This is a genomic window from Streptomyces malaysiense (assembly GCF_000980885.2).
Taxonomy (GTDB): domain Bacteria; phylum Actinomycetota; class Actinomycetes; order Streptomycetales; family Streptomycetaceae; genus Streptomyces; species Streptomyces malaysiense.
The window spans coordinates 18441-43661 of the sequence record NZ_LBDA02000003.1 but is presented as its reverse complement, the minus strand read 5'-3'; the positions used below and the strand labels follow the sequence as shown (position 1 = coordinate 43661).

24 protein-coding genes and 1 riboswitch are annotated in these 25221 nt (G+C 74.1%); of the genes, 10 read left to right on the top strand and 14 right to left on the bottom strand.

Features of this window, described 5'->3' with window-relative positions:
• Positions 1-633 carry a sulfite oxidase-like oxidoreductase gene (locus VT52_RS01015; protein WP_046421322.1) on the top strand — a complete coding sequence of 211 codons (633 nt, stop codon included), beginning with the start codon at positions 1-3 and terminating at the stop codon, positions 631-633.
• Between the two features lie 12 nt (positions 634-645).
• Here the strand turns inward: VT52_RS01015 and VT52_RS01010 are convergent, their stop codons facing one another.
• The 5 genes from VT52_RS01010 to thiO form a co-directional block, all read right to left on the bottom strand.
• Positions 646-1536, bottom strand: coding sequence for a deoxyribonuclease IV (locus VT52_RS01010; protein ID WP_079174769.1), 891 nt, complete (start codon positions 1534-1536; stop codon positions 646-648).
• A gap of 100 nt (positions 1537-1636) precedes the next feature.
• Positions 1637-3547: a Stk1 family PASTA domain-containing Ser/Thr kinase gene (gene pknB, locus VT52_RS01005; RefSeq protein WP_046421325.1), complete on the bottom strand. Its 1911-nt coding sequence runs from the start codon at positions 3545-3547 to the stop codon at positions 1637-1639.
• A 160-nt stretch (positions 3548-3707) separates the two neighbouring features.
• Positions 3708-4502, bottom strand: coding sequence for a thiazole synthase (locus tag VT52_RS01000; RefSeq protein ID WP_046421326.1), 795 nt, complete (start codon positions 4500-4502; stop codon positions 3708-3710).
• Between the two features lie 3 nt (positions 4503-4505).
• Complete coding sequence (gene thiS / locus VT52_RS00995; RefSeq protein WP_079174768.1) at positions 4506-4727, bottom strand: sulfur carrier protein ThiS; 222 nt, start codon at positions 4725-4727, stop codon at positions 4506-4508.
• On the bottom strand, positions 4724-5890 hold the full coding sequence (thiO, locus tag VT52_RS00990) for a glycine oxidase ThiO (protein WP_046421328.1): 1167 nt from the start codon (positions 5888-5890) through the stop codon (positions 4724-4726). The genes thiS and thiO overlap by 4 nt, the downstream gene beginning before the upstream one ends.
• A gap of 99 nt (positions 5891-5989) precedes the next feature.
• Positions 5990-6101: riboswitch (TPP riboswitch) on the bottom strand.
• Between the two features lie 53 nt (positions 6102-6154).
• Between thiO and VT52_RS00985 the strand changes: the two genes are divergently transcribed.
• The 6 genes from VT52_RS00985 (at position 6155) to VT52_RS00960 (ending at position 11004) form a co-directional block, all read left to right on the top strand.
• Entirely contained in the window at positions 6155-6505 is a 351-nt protein-coding gene (locus VT52_RS00985; protein ID WP_046421330.1) for an avidin-fold protein, read from the top strand.
• A 32-nt stretch (positions 6506-6537) separates the two neighbouring features.
• Complete coding sequence (locus VT52_RS00980) at positions 6538-7770, top strand: NAD(P)/FAD-dependent oxidoreductase (RefSeq protein ID WP_206306407.1); 1233 nt, start codon at positions 6538-6540, stop codon at positions 7768-7770.
• A 133-nt stretch (positions 7771-7903) separates the two neighbouring features.
• The gene (locus tag VT52_RS00975) at positions 7904-8269 is read left to right on the top strand and encodes an Rv2175c family DNA-binding protein (RefSeq protein WP_046421332.1); all 366 of its coding nucleotides are present in this window, start codon (positions 7904-7906) and stop codon (positions 8267-8269) included.
• An 86-nt stretch (positions 8270-8355) separates the two neighbouring features.
• On the top strand, positions 8356-9003 hold the full coding sequence (gene thiE, locus VT52_RS00970; protein WP_046421334.1) for a thiamine phosphate synthase: 648 nt from the start codon (positions 8356-8358) through the stop codon (positions 9001-9003).
• A 109-nt stretch (positions 9004-9112) separates the two neighbouring features.
• Positions 9113-10036: a methylenetetrahydrofolate reductase [NAD(P)H] gene (gene metF / locus VT52_RS00965; protein WP_046421335.1), complete on the top strand. Its 924-nt coding sequence runs from the start codon at positions 9113-9115 to the stop codon at positions 10034-10036.
• A gap of 56 nt (positions 10037-10092) precedes the next feature.
• Positions 10093-11004, top strand: coding sequence for an SCO2102 family sporulation regulator (locus tag VT52_RS00960; RefSeq protein WP_046421336.1), 912 nt, complete (start codon positions 10093-10095; stop codon positions 11002-11004).
• A 72-nt stretch (positions 11005-11076) separates the two neighbouring features.
• Here VT52_RS00960 and VT52_RS00955 read toward each other — a convergent pair whose 3' ends face one another.
• The 5 genes from VT52_RS00955 to VT52_RS00935 form a co-directional block, all read right to left on the bottom strand.
• Positions 11077-12582: a phytoene desaturase family protein gene (locus VT52_RS00955; RefSeq protein ID WP_046421338.1), complete on the bottom strand. Its 1506-nt coding sequence runs from the start codon at positions 12580-12582 to the stop codon at positions 11077-11079.
• Between the two features lie 57 nt (positions 12583-12639).
• A complete protein-coding gene (locus tag VT52_RS00950) occupies positions 12640-13242 on the bottom strand; it encodes a DUF4126 domain-containing protein (RefSeq protein ID WP_046421339.1) in 603 nt (200 codons plus the stop codon).
• Positions 13243-13545: 303 nt separating this feature from the next.
• Entirely contained in the window at positions 13546-14175 is a 630-nt protein-coding gene (locus VT52_RS00945) for a TetR/AcrR family transcriptional regulator (protein ID WP_046421340.1), read from the bottom strand.
• 47 nt (positions 14176-14222) lie between these two features.
• On the bottom strand, positions 14223-16307 hold the full coding sequence (locus tag VT52_RS00940; RefSeq protein WP_046421342.1) for a YhgE/Pip family protein: 2085 nt from the start codon (positions 16305-16307) through the stop codon (positions 14223-14225).
• Entirely contained in the window at positions 16294-17070 is a 777-nt protein-coding gene (locus VT52_RS00935) for an ATP-binding cassette domain-containing protein (protein WP_046421343.1), read from the bottom strand. The genes VT52_RS00940 and VT52_RS00935 overlap by 14 nt, the downstream gene beginning before the upstream one ends.
• Before the next feature lie 163 nt (positions 17071-17233).
• Between VT52_RS00935 and VT52_RS00930 the strand changes: the two genes are divergently transcribed.
• The 3 genes from VT52_RS00930 to VT52_RS00920 all read left to right on the top strand — a co-directional run bounded on the left by VT52_RS00930 (position 17234) and on the right by VT52_RS00920 (position 19440).
• The gene (locus VT52_RS00930) at positions 17234-17818 is read left to right on the top strand and encodes an SAV_6107 family HEPN domain-containing protein (protein WP_046421344.1); all 585 of its coding nucleotides are present in this window, start codon (positions 17234-17236) and stop codon (positions 17816-17818) included.
• A 135-nt stretch (positions 17819-17953) separates the two neighbouring features.
• Positions 17954-18781 carry a class I SAM-dependent methyltransferase gene (locus VT52_RS00925; RefSeq protein ID WP_046421346.1) on the top strand — a complete coding sequence of 276 codons (828 nt, stop codon included), beginning with the start codon at positions 17954-17956 and terminating at the stop codon, positions 18779-18781.
• A 275-nt stretch (positions 18782-19056) separates the two neighbouring features.
• Positions 19057-19440, top strand: coding sequence for a DUF3040 domain-containing protein (locus VT52_RS00920; protein ID WP_046421347.1), 384 nt, complete (start codon positions 19057-19059; stop codon positions 19438-19440).
• Positions 19441-19622: 182 nt separating this feature from the next.
• Here the strand turns inward: VT52_RS00920 and VT52_RS00915 are convergent, their stop codons facing one another.
• The 4 genes from VT52_RS00915 to VT52_RS00900 form a co-directional block, all read right to left on the bottom strand.
• Entirely contained in the window at positions 19623-22001 is a 2379-nt protein-coding gene (locus VT52_RS00915) for a transglutaminase TgpA family protein (RefSeq protein WP_046421348.1), read from the bottom strand.
• Positions 21998-23359, bottom strand: a complete 1362-nt coding sequence (locus VT52_RS00910; RefSeq protein ID WP_046421350.1) for a DUF58 domain-containing protein — start codon at positions 23357-23359, stop codon at positions 21998-22000. Before VT52_RS00910 ends, VT52_RS00915 begins: the two co-directional genes overlap by 4 nt.
• On the bottom strand, positions 23359-24399 hold the full coding sequence (locus VT52_RS00905; RefSeq protein WP_046421378.1) for an AAA family ATPase: 1041 nt from the start codon (positions 24397-24399) through the stop codon (positions 23359-23361). Before VT52_RS00905 ends, VT52_RS00910 begins: the two co-directional genes overlap by 1 nt.
• Before the next feature lie 271 nt (positions 24400-24670).
• Positions 24671-25219: a beta-class carbonic anhydrase gene (locus tag VT52_RS00900; protein ID WP_046421351.1), complete on the bottom strand. Its 549-nt coding sequence runs from the start codon at positions 25217-25219 to the stop codon at positions 24671-24673.
• Positions 25220-25221: the final 2 nt, after the last annotated feature.

Sequence of the window (25221 nt, the reverse complement as noted above, 5' to 3'; positions counted from 1 at the left end):
ATGGGTCATCCGGTGGAGCGAGAGTCTGGAGCAGCGGCAGGGTCCGAGCTTCCGCCGGGGCAGCGACTCCAGCGCGGCTGGCCCGTCACGCACTACGGACCCGTCCCCAAGTTCCGGCCCGAGCGCTGGGACTTCCGGGTCTTCGGCGCCACCGCCGACGGCGACAAGCACTGCTGGAACCACGAGGAGTTCACGGCCCTGCCGTACGCCACCGTGGTGGCCGACCTGCACTGCGTGACCAAGTTCAGCATGCTCGGCGCGGAGTGGGGCGGGGTCCCGGCCGCCACGATCGTGGACCTGGCCCCGCCGGCCCCGGACGTCACCCATGTGATGGTCTGGGCGGAGTACGGGTTCAGTTCCAACCTGCGGCTCGCGGACTTCCTCTCCGACCGCGCCCTCTTCGCCACCCACAAGGACGGCGAGCTCCTCACCGCCGAGCACGGCTTCCCGGTCCGCCTGATGGTGCCCCACCTGTACGCCTGGAAGGGACCCAAGTGGGTGCGGGGCATCGAGTACATGACGGCCGACCGGCGCGGGTTCTGGGAGGAGCGCGGGTACCACAACGTGGGTGATCCCTGGAAGGAGCAGCGCTACTCCTACCAGGAGGAGCCGGGCGAGGGCCCGGAGCTGTGAGACCGCGGCCGGTCAGCCGTCCCTGAGGCGCTTGAGCCGGGCCACGTCGGCCGCGTGGCCCTCCTTGCCGCCGGGGGTCTCGATCACCAGCGGGACCCCTGCGGTCGCCGGGTGGTTCATCAGGGCGCGGAAGGGTTCCTCGCCGATATGGCCGGAGCCGATGTTCTCGTGCCGGTCCTTGTGCGCGCCGACCACGTCCTTGGAGTCGTTGGCGTGGATCAGCTTCAGCCGCCCCTCGCCGACGGTCTCCACCAGCAGGTCGAGCGTGCCGCGCATGCCGGCCGGGCCGGTCAGATCGTGCCCGGCGGCGAAGATGTGGCAGGTGTCCAGGCACACACCCAGCCTGGGGTGGGCGTCCAGCGCCTCGAAGTACGGCCCGAAGTCCCAGGTCCGCGAGCACAGCGAGGCGCCCTGACCCGCGGTGGACTCCAGCAGCAGGAACGGATCGTCGTCGTGGGTCAGCTCGTCCAGCAGCGGCAGCATGTGCTCCCGCACCTGCTTCAGGGCCACCTCACGGGCCCGTCCGCCGGTCGCGCTGCCGGTGTGCACCACCACGCCCAGCGCGCCGATCTCCCGGCCGCGCCGCAGCGAGTGCCGCAGCGACTCCACCGACTTCTCCACGGTCGCCTCGGTGTGCGAGCCGAAGTTGATCAGGTAGGGGGCGTGGACGTACGCCGGGATCGACTCCTCGGCGCAGGCCGCGCGGAACGCCTCGTCCTGCTTCGGGTTCCCGGCCGGGGTGGCCCAGCCGCGCGGGTTGGCCACGAAGACCTGGACGGTCTCCGCCTTCAGCTCATGGGCGTACGACAGCCCCACGGAGTGCAGACCGCCGGCCACCGGGACATGGCCGCCGACGGGATTGCGCGACAGGGACCGGGGGAGGGGCGGGGAAACGGAACTCACCTGTCCAGGGTGTCATGTCCGGGAAGCCGCCCGGACCGGCGCCGGGGGTGAACCCGGTCACCGGCCGCACCGGACCGGCCGGGTGCCGGGAACGCCGGGCTCAGCGGATGGTGATCGTGATCGTGGACCCCTTGGGCGCGGTCCTGCCGCCCTCGACGGACTGCTTGCGCACGGTGTCGCCGAACAGCCCGAGGAGGCCGCGGTCCTCGCTGACCTTGAACCCGGCGTCCTCCAGCGCCTGGTGGGCGTCGTCCACGCTGTCGCCGGTCACGTCCGGGACCTCGATCATCTGCGGGCCCTTGGACAGGGTGAGCGTCACCGTGTCGCCGGCGGCGGCCTGCTTGCCGTCGCCGGGGCTCTGCCGGGCCACCTTGCCCTTGTCGAACCCGGAGTTGACCTGCTCGCTCGCGATCCGCACCTTGAGCCCGGCGCTCGTCAGCTCCTGCCGCGCGTCGGCCGGGTCGTCCCCGGTCACGTCCGGCACGTCGATCGGGCTGCCCTTGCTGACAGTCAGCGCGATCGCCGAACCCGCGTGCCGCTCGGTCCCCGACGCGGGGGACGTGGAGACCACCGCGCCCCGGTCGACGTCGTCGCTGAACTCCCGGGTGACCATGCCCGGCTCCAGACCGGCCGCCTTGAGCTTCTGCCGCGCCTTCGCGAGCGGGAGGCCGGACAGGTCCGGCACCTTGACCGTCTCCGGGCCGAGCGAGACGGTCAGCGCCACCGCGTCATGGTCCCGGATCCGGGCTCCTGGCGCCGGGTCGGTGCTGATCACGGCGCCGCGCTCGACGGTGTCGTCGTAGGCCCGCCGCACCTTCCCGACGTGCAGCCCGGCGTCCTTGAGCCGGTCCCGCGCCTGCGCCTCGGTCTTCGTCAAGAGCGGCGGGACCTTGGTGAACTGGCCGGAGTTGATGTACCAGACCCCGGTGCCGGCGCCGAGCAGCAGGAGCACGGCGACGGCGACGGTGAGCACGAGCCGCCGGGACCGGCGCGGGGGCGGCACGGGCGCGGCCGTGAAGCGGGTGGTGCGGCTGACGCCGTCGCCGTCCTCGTCGACCGGCAGCGGCCGGGGCACGGTGAGCGCGCGCGGGATCACGCTCGTACGGTTCTCCGCGTTCTCGTGCTCCACCGTCCTCGCCCCCGGCGGTACGGCGTCCAGCTGCTCCTCGGCCAGCGCGGCACGGGCCGCACGGGCCTCGGCGAGCAGCGCGACCGCGTCGTACGGGCGCACCTCGGGGTCGCGGGCGGTGGCCGACGCGACCAGCTCGTCCAGCTGCGGGGCCAGCCCCGGGACCAGCGCGGAGGGCGGCGGCACGTCCTCGTTGATGTGCCGGTAGAGCACCTGCGCGGGGGAGTCCCCGGAGTGCGGCTTGGCGCCGGTCAGCATCTCGTAGAGGACGACACCGCAGGCGTACACGTCGACCCGGGGGTCGGCGGTGCCCTGGTCGATCTGCTCGGGGGCGAGGTAGGCGACGGTGCCGAGCACGGAGCCGGTCGTACTGGTCACGGTGTCCACGGAGCGGACCAGTCCGAAGTCGGCGACCTTGACCCGCCCGTCGTCGCCTATCAGCACGTTCTCGGGCTTCATGTCCCGGTGCACGAAACCGGCCCGGTGCGCGGCGCCGAGCGCGGCGAGCACCGGCTCCAGGATGTCCAGGGCGGCGCGCGGGCGCAGCGCCCCGCGCTCGCGCAGCACGTCACGGAGAGTGCACCCGGCGACGTACTCCATCGCCATGTACACGTACGAGCCGTCGGTGCCCTGGTCGAAGACCTGCACCACGTTCGGGTGGTCGAGCCGGGCCGCGGACTTCGCCTCGCGGATGAACCGCTCCACGAAGGCGCCGTCGGCCGCCAGCGCGGGATGCATCACCTTCAGCGCGAGCACCCGGTCCAGGCGCATGTCCAGCGCCCGGTACACCGTCGCCATACCGCCGGCCGCGATCCGCGCGTCCACGCGATACCGGCCGTCGATCACGTGCCCGACGAGGGCGTCCTGAAGGGTCATGTCCACACGCCGAGTCTACGAGTCCCCGCGGACATCACCGTCCCCGCGCCCGCCCCCGCCCGCGCACTGCAGCGGACCTGTGACGCTTCCCACGCGGGGCCGCGATGTTCCGCCGGGGGCGACCCCGGCGACGGACGGGCCGCCGCAGCGCGGCGGGGGCGCGGGATCAGAACGCGGGACGCTCGGGATCGAGCGCGGCGAGGCCCGCCGCCGGCGAGGACGCCTGCGCCAGGTAGCGGCGGGGTATCCGCCCCGCCACCCGCGCGAGCCTGCCGCCGGCCACCGCGTACCGCATCGCCGCCGCCATCACCTCCGGCTCCCGCGCCCGCGTCACCGCCGACGCCAGCATCACCCCCGCACACCCCAGCTCCATCGCCAGCGCCGCGTCCGACGCCGTCCCCGCCCCCGCGTCCAGGATCACCGGCACCCCCGCCCGCTCCACGATCAACTCGAAGTTGTGCGGGTTGCGGATCCCGAGCCCCGACCCGATCGGCGACCCCAGCGGCATCACCGCCGCGCACCCCACGTCCTCCAGCTTCCGCGCCAGCACGGGGTCGTCGTTGGTGTACGGCAGCACCGTGAACCCGTCGTCCACCAGCGTCTCCGCCGCCTCCAGCAGTTCCACCGGATCCGGCAGCAGCGTCCGCTCGTCGGCGATGACCTCCAGCTTCACCAGCGACGTACCCAGCGCCTCCCGGGCGAGCCGCGCCGTGAGCACGGCCTCCCCGGCGGTGAAGCACCCCGCCGTGTTCGGCAGCACCCGGATGCCGAGCCGCTCCAGCACGGACAGCACCGAGCCGTGCACGGACGGATCGATCCGCCGCATCGCGACCGTCGTCAGCTCCGTCCCGGACGCCACCAGCGCCCGCTCCAGCACGTCGAGACTGGGCGCCCCGCCCGTACCCATGATCAACCGCGACCCGAAGGCCGTGTCCCCGATGACAAGGCGGTCGTCGGTCATGGCTCAGCCCCCCTGCACCGCGGTGAGCACCTCGACCCGGTCGCCCTCGGCGAGCGCGGTCCCGGCCCAGCGGGTCCGCGGCACGACCGTCTCGTTGACGGCCGCCGCCACCCCGGCGGGGGCCCCCACGAGGGACCGTACGACGGCGTCGAGCGCGGTCCCCGGCGCGATCTCGCGGCGCTGCCCGTTGACGGAGACGGTGATGGTGGACGGCACGGCGCTCATGCGGTCTGCTCCAGTTGCTGTGTGCGCGGCGCGCCGAAGCGCCCCGGCGTGAACGGACGGGCTTCCTCGGGCAGCGGGCCACCGGCCAGCAGCTGCCCCATCACATCCCCGGTGACCGGCGTGAGCAGCACCCCGTTGCGATGGTGCCCGGTCGCCAGCAGCAGCCCGTCGAGCCCGGACGGCCCGAGCAGCGGCGCGTTGTCGGGGGACCCGGGCCGCAGCCCGGCCCGGGTCTCGGTGAGCGGCAGCTCGGTGATGCCCGGCACCAGTTCGTGCGCGTCGCGCAGCAGCTCGTACACCCCGCCCGCGGTGACCGTCGTGTCCCAGCCCAGTTCCTCGCTGGTGGCGCCGACGACCAGCTCGCCGTTCTCGCGGGGCACCAGGTACACCTGCCCGCCCCGGACCACCGCCCGCACCGTCCGGCTGAGGAACGGCGCGTGGCGCTCCGGCACCGCCAGCCGCAGCACCTGCCCCTTCACCGGCCGCACCGGCGGCACCACCTCCCGGGGCACCCCCGCGAGCCGCCCGCTGAGGCTGCCGCCCGCGAGCACCACCTGCCCGGCGGTGAGCGCCGTGCCGTCCGCCGCGGTGACCCCGACGGCCCGGTCCCGTACGACGTCCAGCCGCTCGGCCCGCACCCGGTGGAACACCACCCCGGCCCGCTCGCACGCGGTGACCAGCGCCGCGGCCAGCCGGCGCGGATCGATCTGGTGGTCGCCGTCGACCCGCAGCCCGCCGCGCACCCCGGGCGCCAGCATCGGCTCCAGGCGGCGGCACTCCCGCCCCGGCAGCCACTGCGCGTCGAGGCCGCAGCGCTGCTGGAGGGCGTGCAGTTCGCGCAGGTGGGCCCGGTCGTCGGCGTCCAACGCGACCGCGAGCGTGCCGCACCGCCGGTAGCCGAGGTCCCGGCCGCTCGCCTCGGTCAGCTCGGCCACGAAGCCGGGGTAGCGGCGCGCCGACTCCAGGTTCAGGGCGAGCAGCGTCTCCTCGCCGTAGTGCAGTTCGGTGACCGCGGCCAGCATCCCGGCCGCGACCTGCGCGGCACCGCCGCCCGGAGCCGGGTCCACCAGGGCCGTCGCGAGCCCGCGGCGCGCCGCGCGCCAGGCCGTGACCAGACCGATGATCCCGCCCCCGACCACGAGGACGTCGGGTGTGTTCGACATGCCCGGACCACCTGGAACACCCGAGGTGCTCGCGGTACCCGGAGCGCTCGGTGTGCCCGGCGTGGATGACATGTGTGACGTATCGGACGTACGTGACGGCATGGGCGTCCAGCCCCTCCCTTCGCCGGCATGACCCGGATCAGGTTCGTACGGTCGGAGGCCGCCAGCCTCCCTCTCAGCCCGGTGCGTCCGGGCTCCCGCGAGTGCTTGTACGGTGGCCACCCTAGCCCGCCCGACTCCTCACCCGTAAGGGAGCCCTTGGTCATGGCCCCGTCGCTGGACGGACTCGTCCTCGCCCCCGTCGCCGACCAGTCCGCGGGTCAGGTCGGTACCCGGACCCGCTTCGCCTACCACGAGCGGGACGGCGCGATCTGGGCCGAGTACCGGGGCGGCGACATCGTCCGCGGCCATCTGGTCGGCACCCGCGCGGGCGACCGCCTCGACTTCCGGTACGTGCAGCTGCGCACCGACGGCAGCACCGCCTGCGGCCACTGCGTGTCCACGGTCGTGGCGCTGCCCGACGGCCGGGTGCGCCTGGAGGAGACCTGGGAATGGGAGTCGGGACCCGGCTCCGGCACCAGCGTCGTGGAACAGGTCACCGCGCCCGCCCCCTGACTGACTGATCGTCATCTGACTATGGTGACCGGGTGAGCGAGCAGACAGCCCAGGAGGGCACGGCAGGGATCCGGCACGTGGTCGTCGCCGGTGCGGGCATGGCCGGGGTGCAGACCGCGGTCGCCCTGCGGGAACAGGGTTTCACCGGCGACGTGACCGTCATCGGCGCCGAACCGCACCAGCCGTACGACCGGCCGCCGCTGTCCAAGGCCGTCCTGCTCGGCAAGGCCGAGGGCTCCGCCTTCGACCTCGACTTCGACGCGCTCGGCGTCGACCTCCGGCTCGGCTGCGAGGTCCTCGGCGCCCGCCCCGCCGACCACGAACTGGACACCGAGGCGGGCCCGGTGCCGTACGACGTCCTGGTGCTCGCCACCGGCGCCGAACCGGTCACCCTGCCCGGCGCCGAGGGCGTCCCCGGCGTGCATCTGCTGCGCACCCTGGACGACGCGGCGCGACTGCGGCCCGTGCTCGCCCGGCAGCACGACATCGTGGTCGTCGGCGCGGGCTGGATCGGCGCCGAGTTCGCCACGGCCGCCCGCGAGGCCGGCTGCGCGGTGACCGTCGTCGAGGCGGCCGACCGGCCGCTCGCCGGAGTGCTGCCCGCCGAGGTCGCCGCCCCCATGGCCGGCTGGTACGCCGCCAGTGGCGCCGAACTGCGCACCGGCGCGCGCGTGGAGCGCGTCGAGCCCGGCGCCGTGGTGCTCGCCGACGGCACCCGACTGCCCGCGGGCGCCGTCGTCGTCGGCATCGGGGCCCGCCCCGCCACCGGCTGGCTGGCCGGTTCCGGCATCGAGCTGGGCACGTTTGGCGAGGTCGTCACCGACGCCCGGCTGCACACCTCGGTGCCCGACGTGTACGCCGTCGGCGACTGCGCGTCCTTCCCCTCCGCCCGCTACGGCGAACGCCTCCTCGTGCACCACTGGGACAACGCCCTCCAGGGCCCGCGCACCGTCGCCGCCGGCATCCTCGGCGAGACCACCGCCGTCTACGACCCGGTGCCGTACTTCTGGTCCGAGCAGTTCGGCCGCTTCGTCCAGTACGCCGGCCACCACGCCGCCGCCGACCGGCTGGTCTGGCGCGGCGACCCCACGGGCCCCGCCTGGACGGTGTGCTGGCTGCGCGAGGGCCGCCTGGTCGCCCTGCTGGCCGTCGGCCGGCCGCGCGATCTCGCCCAGGGCCGCAAGCTGATCGAGGCGGGCCGCGTCCTGGACGCGCAGGCACTGGCGGACCCGGGAAGGCCGCTGAAGAACACCACGGCCGACTGAGGCGGCCGACGGGGAGCGGGGGGAGGGTACCGGCCCGCGGCTCCCCCGCGCGGGTGCGGGAAACCGCGGCGGAGCGGCCGCCGGGCCACCGGCGTAAAGCACCACACCCGGCCGAACGCCTAGGCTAGTACCCGTGACCGAGATTGACACGAAGATCGACGCTCTCGTCCCCGCCTGGCTCACCCTCCCCGACATCGCCGAACAGTTCGGCGTCGAGGTGACGCGTGTGCGGCAGCTGGTCAAGGACGGCCAGCTCATCGCCGTGCGCCGAGGCGAGAACCGCGCGCTGCACGTCCCCGCCGCCTTCATCGACGGGGACAAGGTCGTCAAGGGCCTGACCGGGACCCTGACGCTCCTGCGGGACGACGGCTTCACGGCCGAAGAGATGATCGAATGGCTCTTCACCCCCGACCCGACCCTGCCCGGCACCCCCGCGCAGGCACTCAGCGAGAATCGCGGCACGGAGGTGAAGCGCCGCGCCCAGGCGCTCGCCGTCTGAGCCCGACCACCTGAGGGGTGGCGTGCGACGCCCCGCGCCGCACGCCACCGCCCAGCCAGCACACACCGACCCCCGGGGGCCCACGCATGTCCGACACCGCCCGCGCCGAGTTCGCCGACGCCCGGCTGTACCTGTGCACGGACGCCCGCAGGCGCCAGGGCGACCTGCCCGAGTTCCTGGACGCGGTGCTGGCCGGCGGCGTCGACATCGTGCAACTGCGCGACAAGGGCATGGAGGCCGCCGAGGAACTGGCCTGTCTCGAGGTCTTCGCCGAGGCGTGTGCCCGGCACGGCAGGCTCCTCGCGGTCAACGACCGGGCCGATGTCGCCCACGCCGTCGGCGCCGACGTGCTCCACCTCGGCCAGGGCGACCTGCCGGTGACCGCGGCCCGCGCGATCCTCGGCGAGGACGTGCTGATCGGCCGTTCCACCCACACCGAGGACGAGGCCGCCGCGGCCGCCGTCCAGGAGGGCGTGGACTACTTCTGCACCGGGCCGTGCTGGCCCACCCCCACCAAGCCCGGCCGGCCCGCTCCGGGCCTCGGCCTGGTCCGGTACACGGCCGCGCTCGGCACCGAGCGCCCCTGGTTCGCGATCGGCGGCATCGACCTCGGCAACCTGGACGAGGTCCTGGAGGCCGGGGCCCGCCGGGTGGTCGTGGTGCGCGCGCTCACCGAGGCCGACGATCCGGGCGCCGCCGCGGCCGAGTTCGCCCGGCGGCTGCGGCGGTCCTGAGGCTCCCCGTCTCAGGGGCTCGTCCCAAGGGGTGGACGACAAGTCGACAATTCGGGCAAATTTCCGGGGTTCGGTTGGGGGACCGCCGTCCCCTGGCTAACCTGCGGGTATGGCCCTCGGAACCGCATCCACCAGGACTGATCGCGCGCGCACCGTGCGTGACATGCTCGCCGGCGGCAAGACCACGTACTCCTTCGAGTTCTCGGCGCCGAAGACCCCCAAGGGCGAGCGGAACCTGTGGACCGCGCTGCGCAGGGTCGAGGCGGTCGCCCCCGACTTCGTCTCGGTGACCTACGGCGCCGGCGGTTCGACCCGCGCGGGCACCGTCAGGGAGACGCAGCAGATCGTCGCCGACACCACGCTCACCCCGGTCGCCCACCTCACCGCGGTCGACCACTCCATCGCCGAACTGCGCAACATCATCGGCCAGTACGCGGACGCCGGGATCCGCAACATGCTCGCCGTGCGCGGCGACCCGCCCGGCGACCCCATGGGCGAGTGGGTGGCGCACCCCAAGGGCCTGACCTACGCGGCCGAACTGGTGCGCCTCATCAAGGAGTCGGGCGACTTCTGCGTGGGCGTCGCCGCCTTTCCCGAGATGCACCCCCGCTCCGCGGACTGGGACACCGACGTCGCCCACTTCGTGGACAAGTGCCGCGCGGGCGCCGACTACGCCATCACCCAGATGTTCTTCCAGCCCGAGTCCTATCTGCGGCTGCGCGACCGGGTGGCGGAGGCGGGCTGCGACACCCCGGTCATCCCGGAGATCCTGCCGGTCACGAGCGTACGGATGCTGGAGCGGCTGCCCAAGCTCAGCAACGCACGGTTCCCGGACGTCCTGAAAGAGCGGATCCTCGCGGCGAAGGACGATCCGGCGGCGGTACGCTCCATCGGTATCGACTTCGCCACGGAGTTCTGCGCGCGACTGCTGTCCGAAGGCGTGCCCGGACTGCACTTCATCACGCTCAACAGCTCCACGGCGACCCTGGAGATCTACGAGAACCTGGGCCTGCACCACCCCCCGCAGGCCTAGACCTGCCGCATCGTGTTGAGACACACTGCGTAACGGCCACTGGGAGAGGGGCGTACATGGGCTGGACGGTCCTCTACATCGCATTCGGCGGCGTCGCGCTGTGGTTGCTCGGCGAGGTGCTGCTTCAGTACAAGGCGCGACTGCGCTGGCGGTTGCTCGCCTTCACCGGCTTCCTCGGGGTGGTGGTCGGCGTCCTGATGCCGTCCGTCCTCGTGATCGGCGCGGGCGCGATCGCCTTCGCCGTCGGCCAGACCCTCGTCACGCTCTCCTTCCGCCGCGGTTTCGTGGCCGGCTGGGCGCTGCGGCGGTCCGAGGCCGAGGCCGCGGAGTCCGGCGGCAGCAAGCGCCGCCGCGGCCGCGGCGACCGCAAGGCCCAGGCGGCGAAGGCCCCCGCGCCCGCCCCCGCCGGCGCGGACGACGACCTGGCCCCCGCTCAGGACCCCTACACCGAGGAGGGCTCCGCCGCGGACGCGTACGACGACTACGACCGCGACGACGTCTTCTCGCCCGCGCGTCCCCCGGCCGCCGGGGACACCTCCGTCTACGAGCCGCAGCCGCTGCCCGACGACACCGGCAACTACGGCGTCTACGGCGACACCGCCACCCACGCCGCCCCCCAGCAGGGCCAGTCCTACGACTACGCCGACTACGGGCAGCAGCAGGGGTACGGCTACGACGCCGCCCCGCAGCAGGGCTACGCCAACTACTCGGACCCCTACATCGGCAGCCAGTCCTATCCCGGCGACGGCTACGACCCCGGCTACGCCGAGCAGTACGGCACGCAGGGCTACCCCCAGGACCCGTACGCCACCGGCGGTTACGGGGAGACCCCGGCCGGCGGGGTGTGGGTGCCGCAGCAGCGCACCGACGAGGGCCACGGCGGCGAACTCCCGCAGGAGCAGCCGTACCCCTACCAGGGCCACGGTCAGCAGCAGCCGGGGTACGACGAGCAGCAGTACCGCTACTGAGGCGCGGACGCCGGGTGGGGTGAGGCCCCGGGCGCGGTCCGTGCCCCGGCCGGGGCACGGCTCACGCGCGGGTCACTGCGAGCCCCGGAAGTCCGGCCCCTCCACGATCAGCCCGGACACCAGCGCGCCCGACATGCCCGCGTGCGGCAGCCCGCCGCCCGGGTGGGACCAGCCGCCGACGGCGAACAGGCCCGGTGTACCGGTGGCGTTGGCCGGGTGCAGCGCGCCCCGCGGTCCGGCCAGCGCGGGCGGCGGGACCGCGCCCCCGGTGGCGCCCGTCTCCCGCGCGGTGTCCAGGGGGGTGCGCACCTCGCGCCACAGGACCCGCTCCCGCAGCTCGGGCACGGCCCGCTCGGCGGCGGTGATCATGCGCTCGGTGAACGCGTCGGCCACACCCGGCGCGCCCCAGTCGTACCGCGTCGCCGCCGGGACCGTCGCCGTCAGCACCATCGACTCGTGCGCGTCGTCGGGACGCAGCGCCGGATCGTCCGGCCGGTCGACGCGGACCGTCGGCAGGCCCGGCGGGGTGCCGTGCCGGAACAGGTCCAGTTCGCCCTCGGTGTCGGCCGAGTGCACCACCGTGCGATGCGCGGCACCGGGATCGCGGGCGCCGCGCAGGGCCAGGCAGACCACCATCCGTCCCGGGAACCGGTCCTCCGGCGCCGGTGCGACCGCCCCCGGTCCATACGGTGCCCCTTCCACCAGGCCGCCCAGCCGCCAGGGCCGCGACCCGACCACGAAGTCCGCCCCGGCCACGGTTCCGTCGGCCAGCTCGACCCCGGCCGCCCGGCCGTCCGCCACCGGCACCCGGGTGATCTCGGCGCCGAAGACGAACTCCACCCGCCGTGCCAGGCACCGCTCGTACACCGCGCGCGCCAGCTCCCTCGTCCCGCCGCGCACGTACCAGGTGCCGAAGGCGTGCTCCATGTACGGCAGCACGGCCGCGCTCGCCGGGGCGGTGGCCGGGTCGACGCCGTACGCCAGGGCGTACCCGGCGAGCAGCGCCGTCAGCCGGGGGTCGCGCAGCTCCCAGGCGCCGATCTCGGCCAGGGTGGCCGCCCGCCGGGTGCGCAGCAGCCTCTTGTGCGGGACCGCCGGATACGGCTCCTTGCCCGTCAGTACCTGCCAGTCGGGCCACAGCGGCTCCTCCAGCAGCGGCCGGCGGGTGCGGTCCCATGCCTCGCGGGCCCGGACCAGGAAGTCGCCCCAGCGTCCGCCCGCCCCGCCGCCCAGCGCCTCGTCCAGCGCCGCGACGACGCCCGCGCGCGAGGCGTTGGGCAGGGCCGCCTCGGTGCCGTCCGCGAAGAGATGCCGCGCGGACGGGTCGACCTGGACCAGTCCGACCAGGTCCTCCAGCGGCTCCTTGCCGGTCTTGACGAACAGGTCACGGTAGACGGCGGGCAGCGTCAGCAGCCCCGGGCCGGTGTCGAAGCCGAACCCGTCCCGCGCCAGGCGGCGCACCCCACCGCCGTAGGTGTCCGTGCGCTCGTACACCACCACCCGGTGGCCCGCGACGGCCAGCCGGGCGGCGGCAGCCATCGCGCCCATACCGGCGCCCATCACCGCGATCCGTGCCATGTCCGCGACTCTAGCGACCGCCACCGGCGGTCCGGCCCCCGGGCGGGTCCGGGTGGCTCAGAGCACCCGCGAGGCCAGCCCGCGCTCCTCGCGGCGCTGTGCCCGGCGGCGCAGGAAACGCCGGATGCGGGAGACCAGGAAGAACAGCGTGGCCAGCCCCGCGACCAGCAGTACCGCCGCGACGACCGCCGCCGCCCGCGGATGGAACAGCGCGAAGGAGACCAGTGCGCCGACGCCCAGATCCTCACCGATGCTCAGCGCGATGTTGCTGAACGGCTCGGGCGAGGCGTTGACCGCCATCCGCGTCCCCGCCTTGACCGAGTGGCTGGCCAGCGCCGTCGAACCACCGATCAGCGCGGCCGTCACCTCCGAGTACGAGCCGCTGTGCCCGGCGAGCAGCGCGCCCACCCAGGCGCCCGCGACGGGCCGGATCACGGTGTGCACGGAGTCCCACACCGAGTCGACGTAGGGCACCTTGTCGGCGGCCGCCTCGCACAGGAACAGCACCCCCGCGACGATCAGCACCTCGGGCCGCTGGAGGGCCCGGGGGACGTCGTCGCTCACCCCGGTCACGCCGAACAGACCGAGCAGGAGCACCACCGCGTAGGCGTTGACGCCGCTGGCCCAGCCACTGGTGAAGACGAGGGGGAGTACGGACACGCAGGCGATCGTAGCGAGGCGCGGGGGCGCCCGTCCCGGGCACGTGCGCGCGGTTCTGAGTATCCGTACCTAGGCCGCCGGATGAGTAGGCGCGCGGATGGGCGGCGGGGGGCCGGCACGCGAGAGTGGAGTCCGGCAGGGAGGCGCGGCCCGGCACCGCCGGCACGGGGCGGCGGAACGGCGTCCGCCCCCGGCCATGACCCAGGGGGAGTACGGGGGTCACGGGGGAGCGTGAGGGCGCCGGTCCGGCAGCGGACCGGCGCCCTCACGCGCCGTTCGGCGGTGTGCCGCCGACCCGGCGGCTCAGGCCCTGCCGCTGACCCGGCCCTGGAGCAGCCGGGACAGGGCCGCGTGCACGTCGTCCAGGGAGCGCTGCGGCTGGAAGGACTTCCAGTCGAGCGCGGCCACCAGCACCATGCCGACCAGCGCGGCCGCGGTCAGCTGGACGTCGATCTCCTCGCTGAACTCGCCGCCCGCCACCCCCTCGCGCAGCACGCCCTCGACCACGGCGACGGCCTCCTGGCGCACCACCATCAGCGTGGACTGCCAGGCCCGGTTGGTGCGCCACAGCTCGGCCACGTACAGCTGGGTGAAGGCCGGATAGCGGTCGATGAAGACCAGGCCGGCACGGACCATCGCGTCCAGCGCGTCGACCTTGCCGCCGCCCTCGTGCGCGGTCTGTTCCGCGGCCTCCCGCAGGGAGGCGGTGAGCAGGCCGACCCCGTGCCGCAGCAGTTCCTCGAAGAGGACCGACTTGCTCGCGAAGTTGTAGTAGACGGTGCCCTTCGCGACCCCCGCCCGCTCGGCGATCTCGTCCACGGTGGTCGCGGAGAAGCCCTGCTCGGCGATGAGAGTGACGGCCGCCTCGTAGAGCTTCTGCCGGGTCGCCTCCCGGCGCGTGCTGCCGCCGGACCTGGCGCTGCTGCTTTCCATGGCACCGATTCTCACAGGTGCCCGCGCCGGCCGTGCCGGTCCGGGGCTCACAGGGTCAGCTCCGGGTGCAGCCGGTCCAGCGTCCACACCTGCCGCTTGCGGGCCGCGAGCGCGGTGAGCGCGAGGGCGCCCGCGGTGAACGCGGTCAGCACCGCGCACGCCTGCCACACCGGGCCCAGCCCGCCGCCGGTGATCAGCCGGCGCAGCGCCGACACGACGTAACTCATCGGCAGGTACGGGTGGATGGCGTTGAAGAATCCCGGGCTGGTCTGCACCGGATAGGTGCCGCCCGCGGAGGTCAGCTGGAGCATCAGCAGGGCGAGGACCAGGATGCGGCCGGCCGCGCCGAAGCGGGCGTTGAGCCACTGCACGATCGCCGCGAAGCACGCGGTGACCAGGAACAGGAAGCCGACCGTGCCGGCCGCCCGCAGCATCTGGAGCCCGATCGCCCAGTGCAGTACGGCCATCAGCGCGCCCACCTGGAGCACGCCCAGCGCGACCACCGGCAGCCAGCCCGCGAGCGTGATCCGCCAGGCCGGTGAACCGGCCGCCAGGGCGCGCCGGTTGAGCGGCGCGATCAGCATGTAGGCCACCATCGCGCCCACCCACAGGGACAGCGGGATGAAGTAAGGGGCGAACCCGGTGCCGTAGTTGGGCGCCTTGTGCAGATCGTGCGAGGCCAGCTGGACCGGGTCGGCCATGACGCCGGTGCGCCGGTCGCGGTCGTGCTTGTCGTAGTCGGGGATCTTCCTGGCGCCGTCGTGCAGCCCGCCGGCGAGCTTCCCGGAGCCGTCGGTCAGCTTGTACAGGCCGCCGTCGAGGGTCTGGGCGCCGGTCTTGGCGGTGCCGATGCCCGCGTCCAGGGTGGTCGCACCCGTGTCGGCGGTGGTCAGGCCGGTGTGCAGCTTCTTGGCGCCGGCGGCGACCTGCTGCGCGCCGGCGTTCAGCTTGTCGATCTTCTTGACGGCGTCGCTGACGTCCTCGGAGAGATGGGGCGCGCTCTTCTGGAGGGCGGTCGCCTGCTTGCGGAGGGTGCCCAGGTTGTCCCGCATGGTCGCCAGGTCGCCGTTCTGGTCGGCGATCAGGGTCTCCAGGTCGTCGGCGACGCCGGACACGTCCTCGGCGGCCTGCTTCGCCTTCTGGAGCTGCGGACAGGCGGGGTCGGGGACGGGGGCGGTCTGGCAGCGCTCCTTGTACACGTCCGTGAGGGCGGCGGCGGACAGATGCGCGGCCTCGGCGGCCAGGGGCGCGTGTTTCACCAGGGTGCCGAGGTTGTCCTGGACCGTCTTGGCCGAGTCGGCGACCAGGCCCGCGGTGTCCCCGATGGTCTTCTCGTGGTCCTTCAGGAACGGGCCCGCCTGGGTGTAGACGCCGTCGACCTTGTCGGCGAGCGCCTGGGTGCCGTCGGCGACCTGCCGGGAGCCCTCCTGGAGGTCGCCGGAGCCCGTCTTCAGCTTCTTGATGCCCTTGGCGAGCTTTCCGCTGCCGCTCTTGGCGTCCACGAGCCCGTCGGCGAGGTCCTTGGAGCCCTTCTCGGCCTTGCCCAGGCCGGTGTTCAGCCGGTCGGCGCCCTTGGCGGCCGTGACCGTCTTGTCGTGGATGCCGGAGAACGAGATGAAGATCTTGTCAAGGAAGGACCGCGACGCCTTGCTGGACGCGGCCGAGCGCACCTCGTTGAAGACGGTGCGGGATATCTGGCCGACGATGTAGTTGTTCGCGTCGTTGCTGCGCACCTGGAGGGCGCCGGCCTCGGGGTCGTCGCCGGAGCTGGAGGCGATGCGCTCGCTGAAGTCGCTCGGCATGGTGAGCGACAGGTAGTACGTGCCGTTCTCCACGCCCTCGCGGGCCTCGGCGTCGCTCACCTCGTGCCAGTCGAAGGTCTTGCTGTCGCGCAGCCCGGACACGAGGTCGTCGCCCGCGGTGATCCGCTTGCCGCCCGCGGTGGCCCCCTTGTCGTCGTTGACCAGGGCCACGGGGACGCGGTCCAGGCGGCCGTACGGGTTCCAGAAGGACCACAGGTACAGGCCGCCGTAGAGCAGCGGCAGCACGAGCAGGGCGACGAGGGCGGCGCGCGGGAGCCTGCCGCGTCCGAAGCGCCGCAGTTCGAGGGCGGCGAGCCTAGGCGAGCGCATCGGCGTCCTCCTCGGTGCGGCTCACGGGCCTGTGGCCCGCGGCGTTCTCGGCGGCGTTCTCGTCCGTGTTCTCGTCCGCACGGCTCGTGGACACGGTGAGGCAGTCCCCGGGGGCCGTACGGCACACCGCCAGGACCGTCGTGCCGGTGTGCGCCAGGGAGCGCAGGAGGTCCCACACCTCGGCGCGTTCGGCCTCCGACAGCTTGGTGTCGAGGTCGTCCACGCCCAGCAGCCGGGGCCGGCCGATGAGCGCCAGGGCGATCGACAGGCGCAGCTCCTGCACCCGCTCCAGGTCGCGCACGGCCGTCCGGGAGCCCTTGGGCAGCGACTCCGGATCGAGCCCGGCCGCGGCGAGCGCCGCGTCCACGCGCAGCCGCGCCTCGTGCGAGCGGCCGGCCCGCGGGTGCAGCAGCTCCCGCAGGGAGTCGCCGAACCGCTGCTGGAGCAGGGAGCGTTCGCGCAGGTGCTCGCCGACGGTCAGGGCGGGCTCCGGATCCGTCACCCCGGCCACGTTGGCGAGCGCGCTGACCCGGCGCACGGCCGCCAGGTGCCGGGGAAGTGTGGATCCGCCGACGGTGGCTACTCCCTCGGTGGACTTCATCCGTCCGGTGAGCGCGAGCAGCAGGCACGTACGGCCGGAGCCGGACGGTCCCTCGATCGCGATCAGCGAGCCGGGCTCCGCGTCGAGGGTGACGCCCCGAAAGGCCCACCCCCGTGGTCCCCTGAGCCCGAGGCCCTCGGCCGTGACGTGCGCGCCGTCCACAAGCCCCCCTGCGGTCCGTAATTTTGAACTGACTGGTCAGTATAAAAATATGCCCGACCTTCGGCCGAAGCAAAAGCCCAGGTCGGGCCGGATTGTCAGTGGCGTACCTCACGATGGGTACATACGGCACACGTGCCGTCACCCAGACGACAGGAGGTTCGTCATGGCCCACTCGTCCGCAGCCGCCGCGTCCCGGCGCCGCGCCCCCGGCCCTGCCCCCTCACTGACCCGCGCCGTCCCCTCCGCGACCGGCCCGGCGAGCGATGTGCACCCCGTGCTCCGGCAGTCCGCGGCCCCGCCCGCCGCTCTCGACCTGCTCGCCCAGGCCCGCGCCGGACTGACGGAGGCCGCCGCCCTGGAAGCGCCGAACGAGCGCTATGCGACCGCCCACCTCGCCGCCCTGCGCACCGCCGCCGCCGTGCTCGCCGTCCGCGGCCGCCCCGAGACCTCCCCGCGCCGCCGCGCCCGGATCCGCAGCGCGTGGGAGGTCCTGCCCGAGATCGCCCCCGAACTGGCCGAGTGGAGCGCCCTCTTCGCCTCCGGCGCGGCCCGCCGGGCCCGCGCCGAGGCCGGCATCCGGGGCGCCGCGACCCGCCGGGACGCCGACGACCTGATGCGGGACGTGGCGGTGTTCCTGCGCCTCGTGGAGCGCACGCTCGCCCTCCAGCCGGTCCTGCCCCGGCCCCGCCGGGACGCCGGGGAGGGCGGCGGTCCCCGGGCCCGTGGTGACCTACCGGATGCGGGCTGACCACGGGTGGTGCGCCCGGCGTCCGCCGAGCGAGACGGACACGGCCGCGGCCCTCGTGATGACCGGGCGGAGCGCCGGAGGCAATAGGGTGGAGACGCCTGAAAGACGTCCAGCCCTGCCGAGGAGCCACCTGCCGTGTCGGACCCGATGCGCCCGCCCGTCTCCCCTCATCACCCGCATACGGCCTCGCTGCGTTCCGACCGCTCCGGCACCCGCGCCTCGCTGCGTACCGCCGTGGTCTCGGAGGTCCTCCAGGAGGCCCTCGACCGGCGGGTCAAGGCGACGGGGCGGGACGCGCTGGACGTCCTCGACACCGGCGGTGGCAGCGGCAACTTCGCGGTGCCCCTCGCCCGCGCCGGCCACCGTGTCACCGTGGTCGACCCCAGCCCCAACGCGCTGTTCGCGCTGGAGCGCCGCGCCGCCGAGGCCGGCGTCGCCGACCGGGTCAAGGGCGTCCAGGGCGACGCCCACGGCCTGTTCGACGTGGTCGAGCGAGGCGGCTACGACGCGGTGCTGTGCCACGGCGTCCTGGAGTACGTGGACGACCCGGCCGAGGGCATGCGCAACGCGGTCGCGGCCCTGCGTCCCGAGGGCGTGCTCAGCGTGCTGGCCGCGGGCCTCGGCGGCGCGGTGCTCGCCCGCGCCCTCGCCGGCCACTTCACCGACGCCCGGCACGCCCTCCAGGACCCCGCCGGCCGCTGGGGCCCCGGCGACCCGATGCCGCGCCGCTTCACCGCGGAGCAGCTGACCGCGCTGGTCGAGGGGGCGGGCCTGCGGGTCGGCGCGGTGCACGGCGTACGGGTCTTCGCCGACCTGGTGCCCGGCGTCCTGGTGGACACCGAGCCCGCCGCGCTGGACGCGCTGCTGCGGCTGGAGGCGGCGGCGGCCGAGCTGCCCGCGTTCCACTCCGTGGCCACCCAGCTGCACGTGCTCGGCGAGGCGCCGGGCGCCGCCGAGGCCTGAGCGCGCGGCGACCCGCCGCTGATCAGGGCATCGGCGGCGGACGGAGTACAGCACAAGACCCCCGATCGAGGGGTTTGCGCCGTATGATCGAGGTACACCACCCGGCATGACGGGTCGGCCGCCGGGGAATGGAAGCATCGGTGAGCCGGGACCGCCATGGCGGGACCCCGGTTGGTCAATTGGCGCAGAGGGGCGGGTTTCACGGGGGCGATTCCCTGCCTATCCTGAAGGGACCCCCCGGGTCGCCCCGGCGACCGCACGATGAGGAGGACTCCGTGCCGCTCTCGGAGCACGAGCAGCGCATGCTCGAGCAAATGGAGCGAGCGCTGTACGCCGAAGATCCCAAGTTCGCGTCAGCGCTTGAGGGAAGCGGGCTGCGTACGTACACCCGGCGGCGGGTCTACCAGGCGGTCGCGGGCTTCCTCGTCGGTATCGCGCTCCTCATGGCCGGAATGGTCGCCAAGGTGATCTGGGTCAGTGTCGTAGGTTTCCTCGTCATGCTCGGCTGCGCGGTGCTCGCGGTCACGGGCTGGCGCAAGGCCCCCAAACCGGGGGAACGACCCGTGGGCGCGGTGCGGCGCCCGGTGCGGGCCAAGCGGTCCATGATGGATCGCATCGAGGAACGATGGCAGAGACGGCGGGACGAACAGGGGCGATAGCGCTCCGTCGCTTCGGCCGGTCCTTCCCGAGTCTTCCCGAGGGGTGACCACCAGTACTGGTGGTCACCCCTCGGGCGTTCGCACGGCCCGGCGCCGTCCCGCCGCCACGGGCTGCCGTTGCCGCGGTGGCGGGGTCGGGCGGTTCCCCGCGCCCCTGACGGGACGCGGGGGTGCGCAGCCGGCTAGCGCTGCGAGGAGCGCGGGCGGCGTATCACCGGTCGGGCCGCCGCCGCTCGGGCGCGGAGCGTCGACCAGCGGGCCGAGGCCGCCCACAGCGCCCGGACCGCCGAGCGCGGCAGCAAGCGGGCCCGCAGCCGCGCCGTGCGGGTGGCCGTGCCGTGAAGGGCGGCCGTGACCTGGCGTACGTCGTCGGCCACCCCCGGGGCGGGCCGCGGCCGGGGGGCGTACAGGACCTGCTCCAGGGCGTCGGCGACGCGACGGACCGCGGCGCCCGCCGGCCCGTCGAGACGGCCCAGCCGGATGATCCGCTCGGCCGCGCCCCGCGGGGTCAGCGACTCGTCCGGCGGGATGCCCAGGTCCCACGCGCTGTCGGTCAGCTCCTGCCACGCCGCCAGGGTGTGCGCCGCCGCTCCCTCGTCGGTGCGGGCGTGCCCGCTGAGCCGTACCGACCGTCTCCGGGCCCGCCACAGCAGCGGCGAGAGCGGGACGGCCAGCACCACCAGCACGGCCAGCACGGCCAGCGCGGACCACCACGGGCCCGGTCCGCCGCCGTCCCCGGCCGGGACCGCCGCCGCCGAGGGCGTGTCGCAGGCCCCCGGGCCGCCCGCGCAGTTCGCACCGGCCGACGGAGCCGCCGACGGCTTCGCGGAGCCGTTCTTGGACGGCAGTGACTGGTCCGGCCGCGAGGTGCCGGGGGTGACCGACTGGGTGTACGACGGCACCACGCCCCGCGTCGGCGTCGGCTCGAACCGGGTCCAGCCCACGCCCTGGAAGTACAGCTCGGGCCAGGCGTGCGCGTCTTTCAGGCTCACCGTCACCGAACCGTCCGCCTGCGGGGTGCCGGGCGCGAAGCCCACCGCCACCCGGGCCGGGATGCCGAGGGTGCGGGCCATCGCCGCCATCGCGAAGGAGAAGTGGACGCAGAACCCCTGCCTCTTCTTCAGGAAGTTCGCGATGGCGTCCGGACCGCTGCCGACGGCCACCTGGGTGTCGTACTGGAAGCCGCCGTCGGTGGAGAACCAGTCCTGGAGCCGGACGGCCTCCTCGTAGTGGTTCTTCGCGCCCGCCGTGACCTCCCGGGCGGTCCGCGCCACCACCTTCGGCAGCGAGCCCGGCACCTCGGTGTACTCGCGGCGCAGGGCGGCCGGCGGCTCGGGCGCGCTCGCCAGCTGCCCCGCGGTCGGTCGCACGTCCAGGCTGGTCACCTGGTACGTCTTGCCGCGCGTGGTCTCGCCGTGGTCCCCCACCAGCGTCATGCCGACCGGCTCGTACCGCCAGTTGCCGTCGATCCGCACCCGGCTCGGCGGGTAGGGCATCGGCAGCCAGTCCTGGGCGTACCAGTCCGCCGCCTTGACGGTGGTCCGCAGCGTGTCCCGCCGGACGTCCGGGTTCAGTCCGGGCGGCGCCGGGAACGTGTCCGGCACGCCCACGATGTGCCGCTGTGCCGGCTTCCAGGTGGTGCCGTCGAAGTCGTCCAGGGAGACGATGCGCAGGTACAGGTCCGAGATGTCGGTGCTGTTGGTACGCACGGACAGCACCGTGCGGTCGTCGGTGGCGTTCAGGCTGTCGCGCAGCGAGACGAGCGGGTTGACCGCCGAGATCGTGCCGCCGCGGCCGGGGCCCGCGCCGACCCCGGCGCCCTCCGCGGCCAGCAGGCCGCCCTGCATCGCGGGCAGCGCGAGCGGCACCAGCAGGGCCGTCCCGAGGGCGACCGCGCCGATCCGCCGCCCGGTGCGCACCGGGGCGACCGTGTCGTCGTCCGGGGCGCCGTCCCGGGTGTGGGGCGCGGCGCCGAAGACGCGGCCCCACTGGGCGAGCCGGTCCCGGCCCTCGGCGAGCAGCAGCATCAGATAGCCGCCCGCCGCCACCAGGAACCACAGCCAGTCCGGGCCGCCCTGGGAGAGTCCGGCGGCCACCGAGTACAGCGCGAGCAGCGGCAGCCCGGCGGGTGCGGCGCTGCGGAAGGTCACCGCGAGGGTGTCCACCAGCAGGCCGATCAGCAGCACACCACCGATCAGCATCAGCCGGATGCCGTCGGTGAGCGGTGCCGGTATCGCGTACTGGCTCACGTCCTGGGCGCCCTGCCGCAGCAGTTCGGTGAAGTACGAGAAGGTGTCGGGGCCGGGGATCACCCCGGCGATCGCGTGCCCGCGGGCGAAGACCAGGGTGAGCAGCAGCAGCGTGGCCACCGCCTGCGCCACCACGGTCAGCGGCCGCCCGAGCGGCACCCGCCGCGCCGCCGCGCCCACCCCGCTCTGCACGGCCAGCAGCGGCACCAGCTCCAGCAGCCAGGACGGCCCGTTCACCAGCGGCAGCAGCGCGCACGAGGCCATCAGCGTGGCCGCCGCCGCGCACAGCGCCAAGCGTGCCCGCCCGCTCATGCCCGTGCCTCCCTCGCCACGGCGGCCAGGCCCGAGCGCTCATGGTCCGCCCGGTGCCACAGCTCGTCGAGGGCGGCGCCGCGCGGCACGCTGACCGCCGTCCAGCCCGCGTCGCGCAGCAGGCGCAGCCGGTCCGTGTGCGGGTCCCCGGGCCGCGGGGGCTCGGACGGGTCGCGGGACCAGGTGGCCGGGTCCAGGACGAAGGCGACGGCACCGCCGCCACGCCTGCTCATGCCGGCGACCGTGGTGGCCTGCTCCTCGTCCAGGTCGCCGAGGAAGGCGATCAGCAGGCCGTCGCCGCCGCCGCGCAGTGCGTCGTGGGCCCGGGAGAGGTCCTCGCCGCCGGAGTGGTCGATCACCGCGAGGGTGTCCAGGATCAGCCCGGCCGCGTCCGCGGACTCCTGGCCGCCGCCCGCGAAGCCGTCGGCGCTCTCGCCGGGCACCGCGCTGCCGGTGTCCGTCAGCAGCCGTACCGAGAAGCCGCGTTCGAGCATGTGCACCAGGGCGGAGGCGGCGCCGGAGACGGCCCACTCGAAGGCCGAGTCGGGGCCCGCGCCCTCGTAGGCGCCGCCGCGGGTGTCCAGCAGGACGGTGCAGCGGGCGCGCCGGGGCTGCTCCTCGCGGCGCACCATCAGTTCGCCGTAGCGCGCGGTGGAGCGCCAGTGCACGCGGCGCAGGTCGTCGCCGTACCGGTAGCCGCGCGGGATCACGTCGTCGTCGCCCGCGAGGGCCGGCGCGCGCCGGTGCCCGTCGCCGTAGCCCCGGGCCTCGCCGGCGAACCGGGCCGGGGCCAGCGGGGTCACCCGGGGGATGACGGTGAGGGTGTCGGACTCCGGGAAGGAGCGGGTCAGTTCGCACATCCCGAAGGGATCGGTGAGGCGCAGCTGGAGGGGGCCGAGCGGATAGCGGCCGCGCAGGTCCGAGCGGACCCGGTAGGACACCTCGCGGCGGCCGCCCGGCTCCATCCGGTCCAGCACGAACCGGGGCCGGGGCCCGAGCACATAGGGCACCCGGTCCTGGAGCATCAGCAGCCCGGTGGGCAGCCGGGAGACGTTGTCCATCCGCAGCCGGACCCGGGCCTCGCCGCCGGCCGGGACGCGCGCGGGGGACAGCGCCCGGGTGCCGGACACCCGGTAGCGGGTGCGGTGGAGCACCGTCGCGCAGGTCAGCGGCAGCGCGGCCAGCAGCAGGCCGACGCGCAGCAGTTCGCTCTGGCCCAGCACGTAGGCGCAGATCGCGGCGGCGATCCCGGCCGCCAGGAAGGAGCGGCCGCGGGTGGTCAGACCGGCCAGCGCGGTGCGGACGCCGCCCGCGTCCGCGCGCCCGCCCGCCGTCCGCGCCGTCCCCCCGGCGCTCATCACAGACCTCGCGGGGGCCGCTGGGGATAGGCCGGCACGCCGCGGCCGATGCCGTCGAGTCCGCCGCGCGTGCCCGGGGCCGCGGGCACCGGTGTGCGCTGGAGGATCTCCTGCACCATCTGCTCCGCGCTGCGGCGGTTGAGCTGGGCCTGGGCGGTGGGCAGCAGCCGGTGGGCCAGGACGGCGACGGAGAGTTCCCGGACGTCGTCCGGCAGCGCGTACTCCCGGCCGGCCAGGGCGGCGGACGCCTTCGCGGCGCGCAGCAGATGCAGGGTGGCGCGCGGCGAGGCGCCGAGTCTGAGGTCGGGGTGGACGCGGGTGGCGGCGACCAGCTCCACCGCGTACCGCCGCACCGGTTCGGCGACGTGCACCCCGCGCACCGCGTCGATCAGCTTCACGATCTCGTGCGCGTGCGCCACCGGCTGGAGGTCGTCCAGCGGGTTGGCCCCGCCGTGCACGTCCAGCATCTGGAGCTCGGCCTCCACGCTCGGGTAGCCGACGGAGACACGGGCCATGAAGCGGTCCCGCTGGGCCTCGGGCAGCGGGTAGGTGCCCTCCATCTCGACCGGGTTCTGGGTGGCCACCACCATGAAGGGACTGGGCAGTTCATAGGACTGCCCGTCGATGGTGACCTGGCGCTCCTCCATGGACTCCAGCAGCGCCGACTGGGTCTTGGGCGAGGCGCGGTTGATCTCGTCGCCGATCACGATCTGCGCGAAGACCGCGCCCGGCTTGAACTCGAAGTCGCGGCGCTGCTGGTCCCAGATGGAGACACCGGTGATGTCCGAGGGCAGCAGGTCGGGCGTGAACTGGATACGCCGCACCGAGCAGTCGATGGACCGCGCCAGCGCCTTGGCGAGCATCGTCTTGCCCACGCCGGGAACGTCCTCGATCAGCAGATGGCCCTCGGCGAGCAGCACGGTCAGTGCGAGCCGTACGATCTCGGGCTTGCCCTCGATCACGCCTTCCACCGAGCCGCGCACCCGTTCCACGGTGGCACTCAGATCGCTGAGGTTCTCTCGACCGTCATAGGTCGTCACCCGGCCCTCCTCGGCCCGTTCTTCCTGGGCCGGCACGCTCGGTCACGGCCGGCCCACCCCGAAACACGGACACCACGCGGAAATGGTTCCGCGCGATGTCGCACACCGCATTCTCGCTGCCGTTACCGATTCGTGTCACCGCCTGTGGACAACTGCCCGCACGATGTCGGTCGTACGGCCCTTTCGGCCAGGCTTTCGATACGTTTCGGTGGGGATCGCCTCGGGGGCGGAAGTCGGAACGGAAAGTGCCCCGGGACGGCCGGGGTGCCGGTCAGGCCGCGTCCACCTCGCGCAGTTCGCCGGTACGCACGTCGAACACGAAGCCGCGCACGTCCTCGGTGCTCAGCAGGAACGGCGAGGTACGCACCCGCTGCATCGACTGCCGTACGTCCTGGTCGACGTCGCGGAAGGACTCCACCGCCCACGACGGGCGCTGGCCGACCTCCATCTCCAGGTCGTGCCGGAACTCCTCGGTGATGGTCTCCATGCCGCAGTTGGTGTGGTGGATGAGCACCACGCTGCGGGTGCCCAGCGCCCGCTGGCTGATGGTCAGGGAGCGGATGACGTCGTCGGTGACCACCCCGCCCGCGTTGCGGATGGTGTGACAGTCGCCGAGCTCGAGTCCGAGGGCGGCGTGCAGGTCGAGACGGGCGTCCATGCACGCCACGACGGCGACCTTGAGCACGGGACGGGCGTCCATGCCGGGATCGGCGAACTCGGCGGCATATCGCTGGTTGGCCTCCACCAGGCGGTCGGTCACGGCGCCACGGCCACTTATGGCGCCTTCGGATCCAGTGGGAACTGCTGCGGAAGTCGACATAC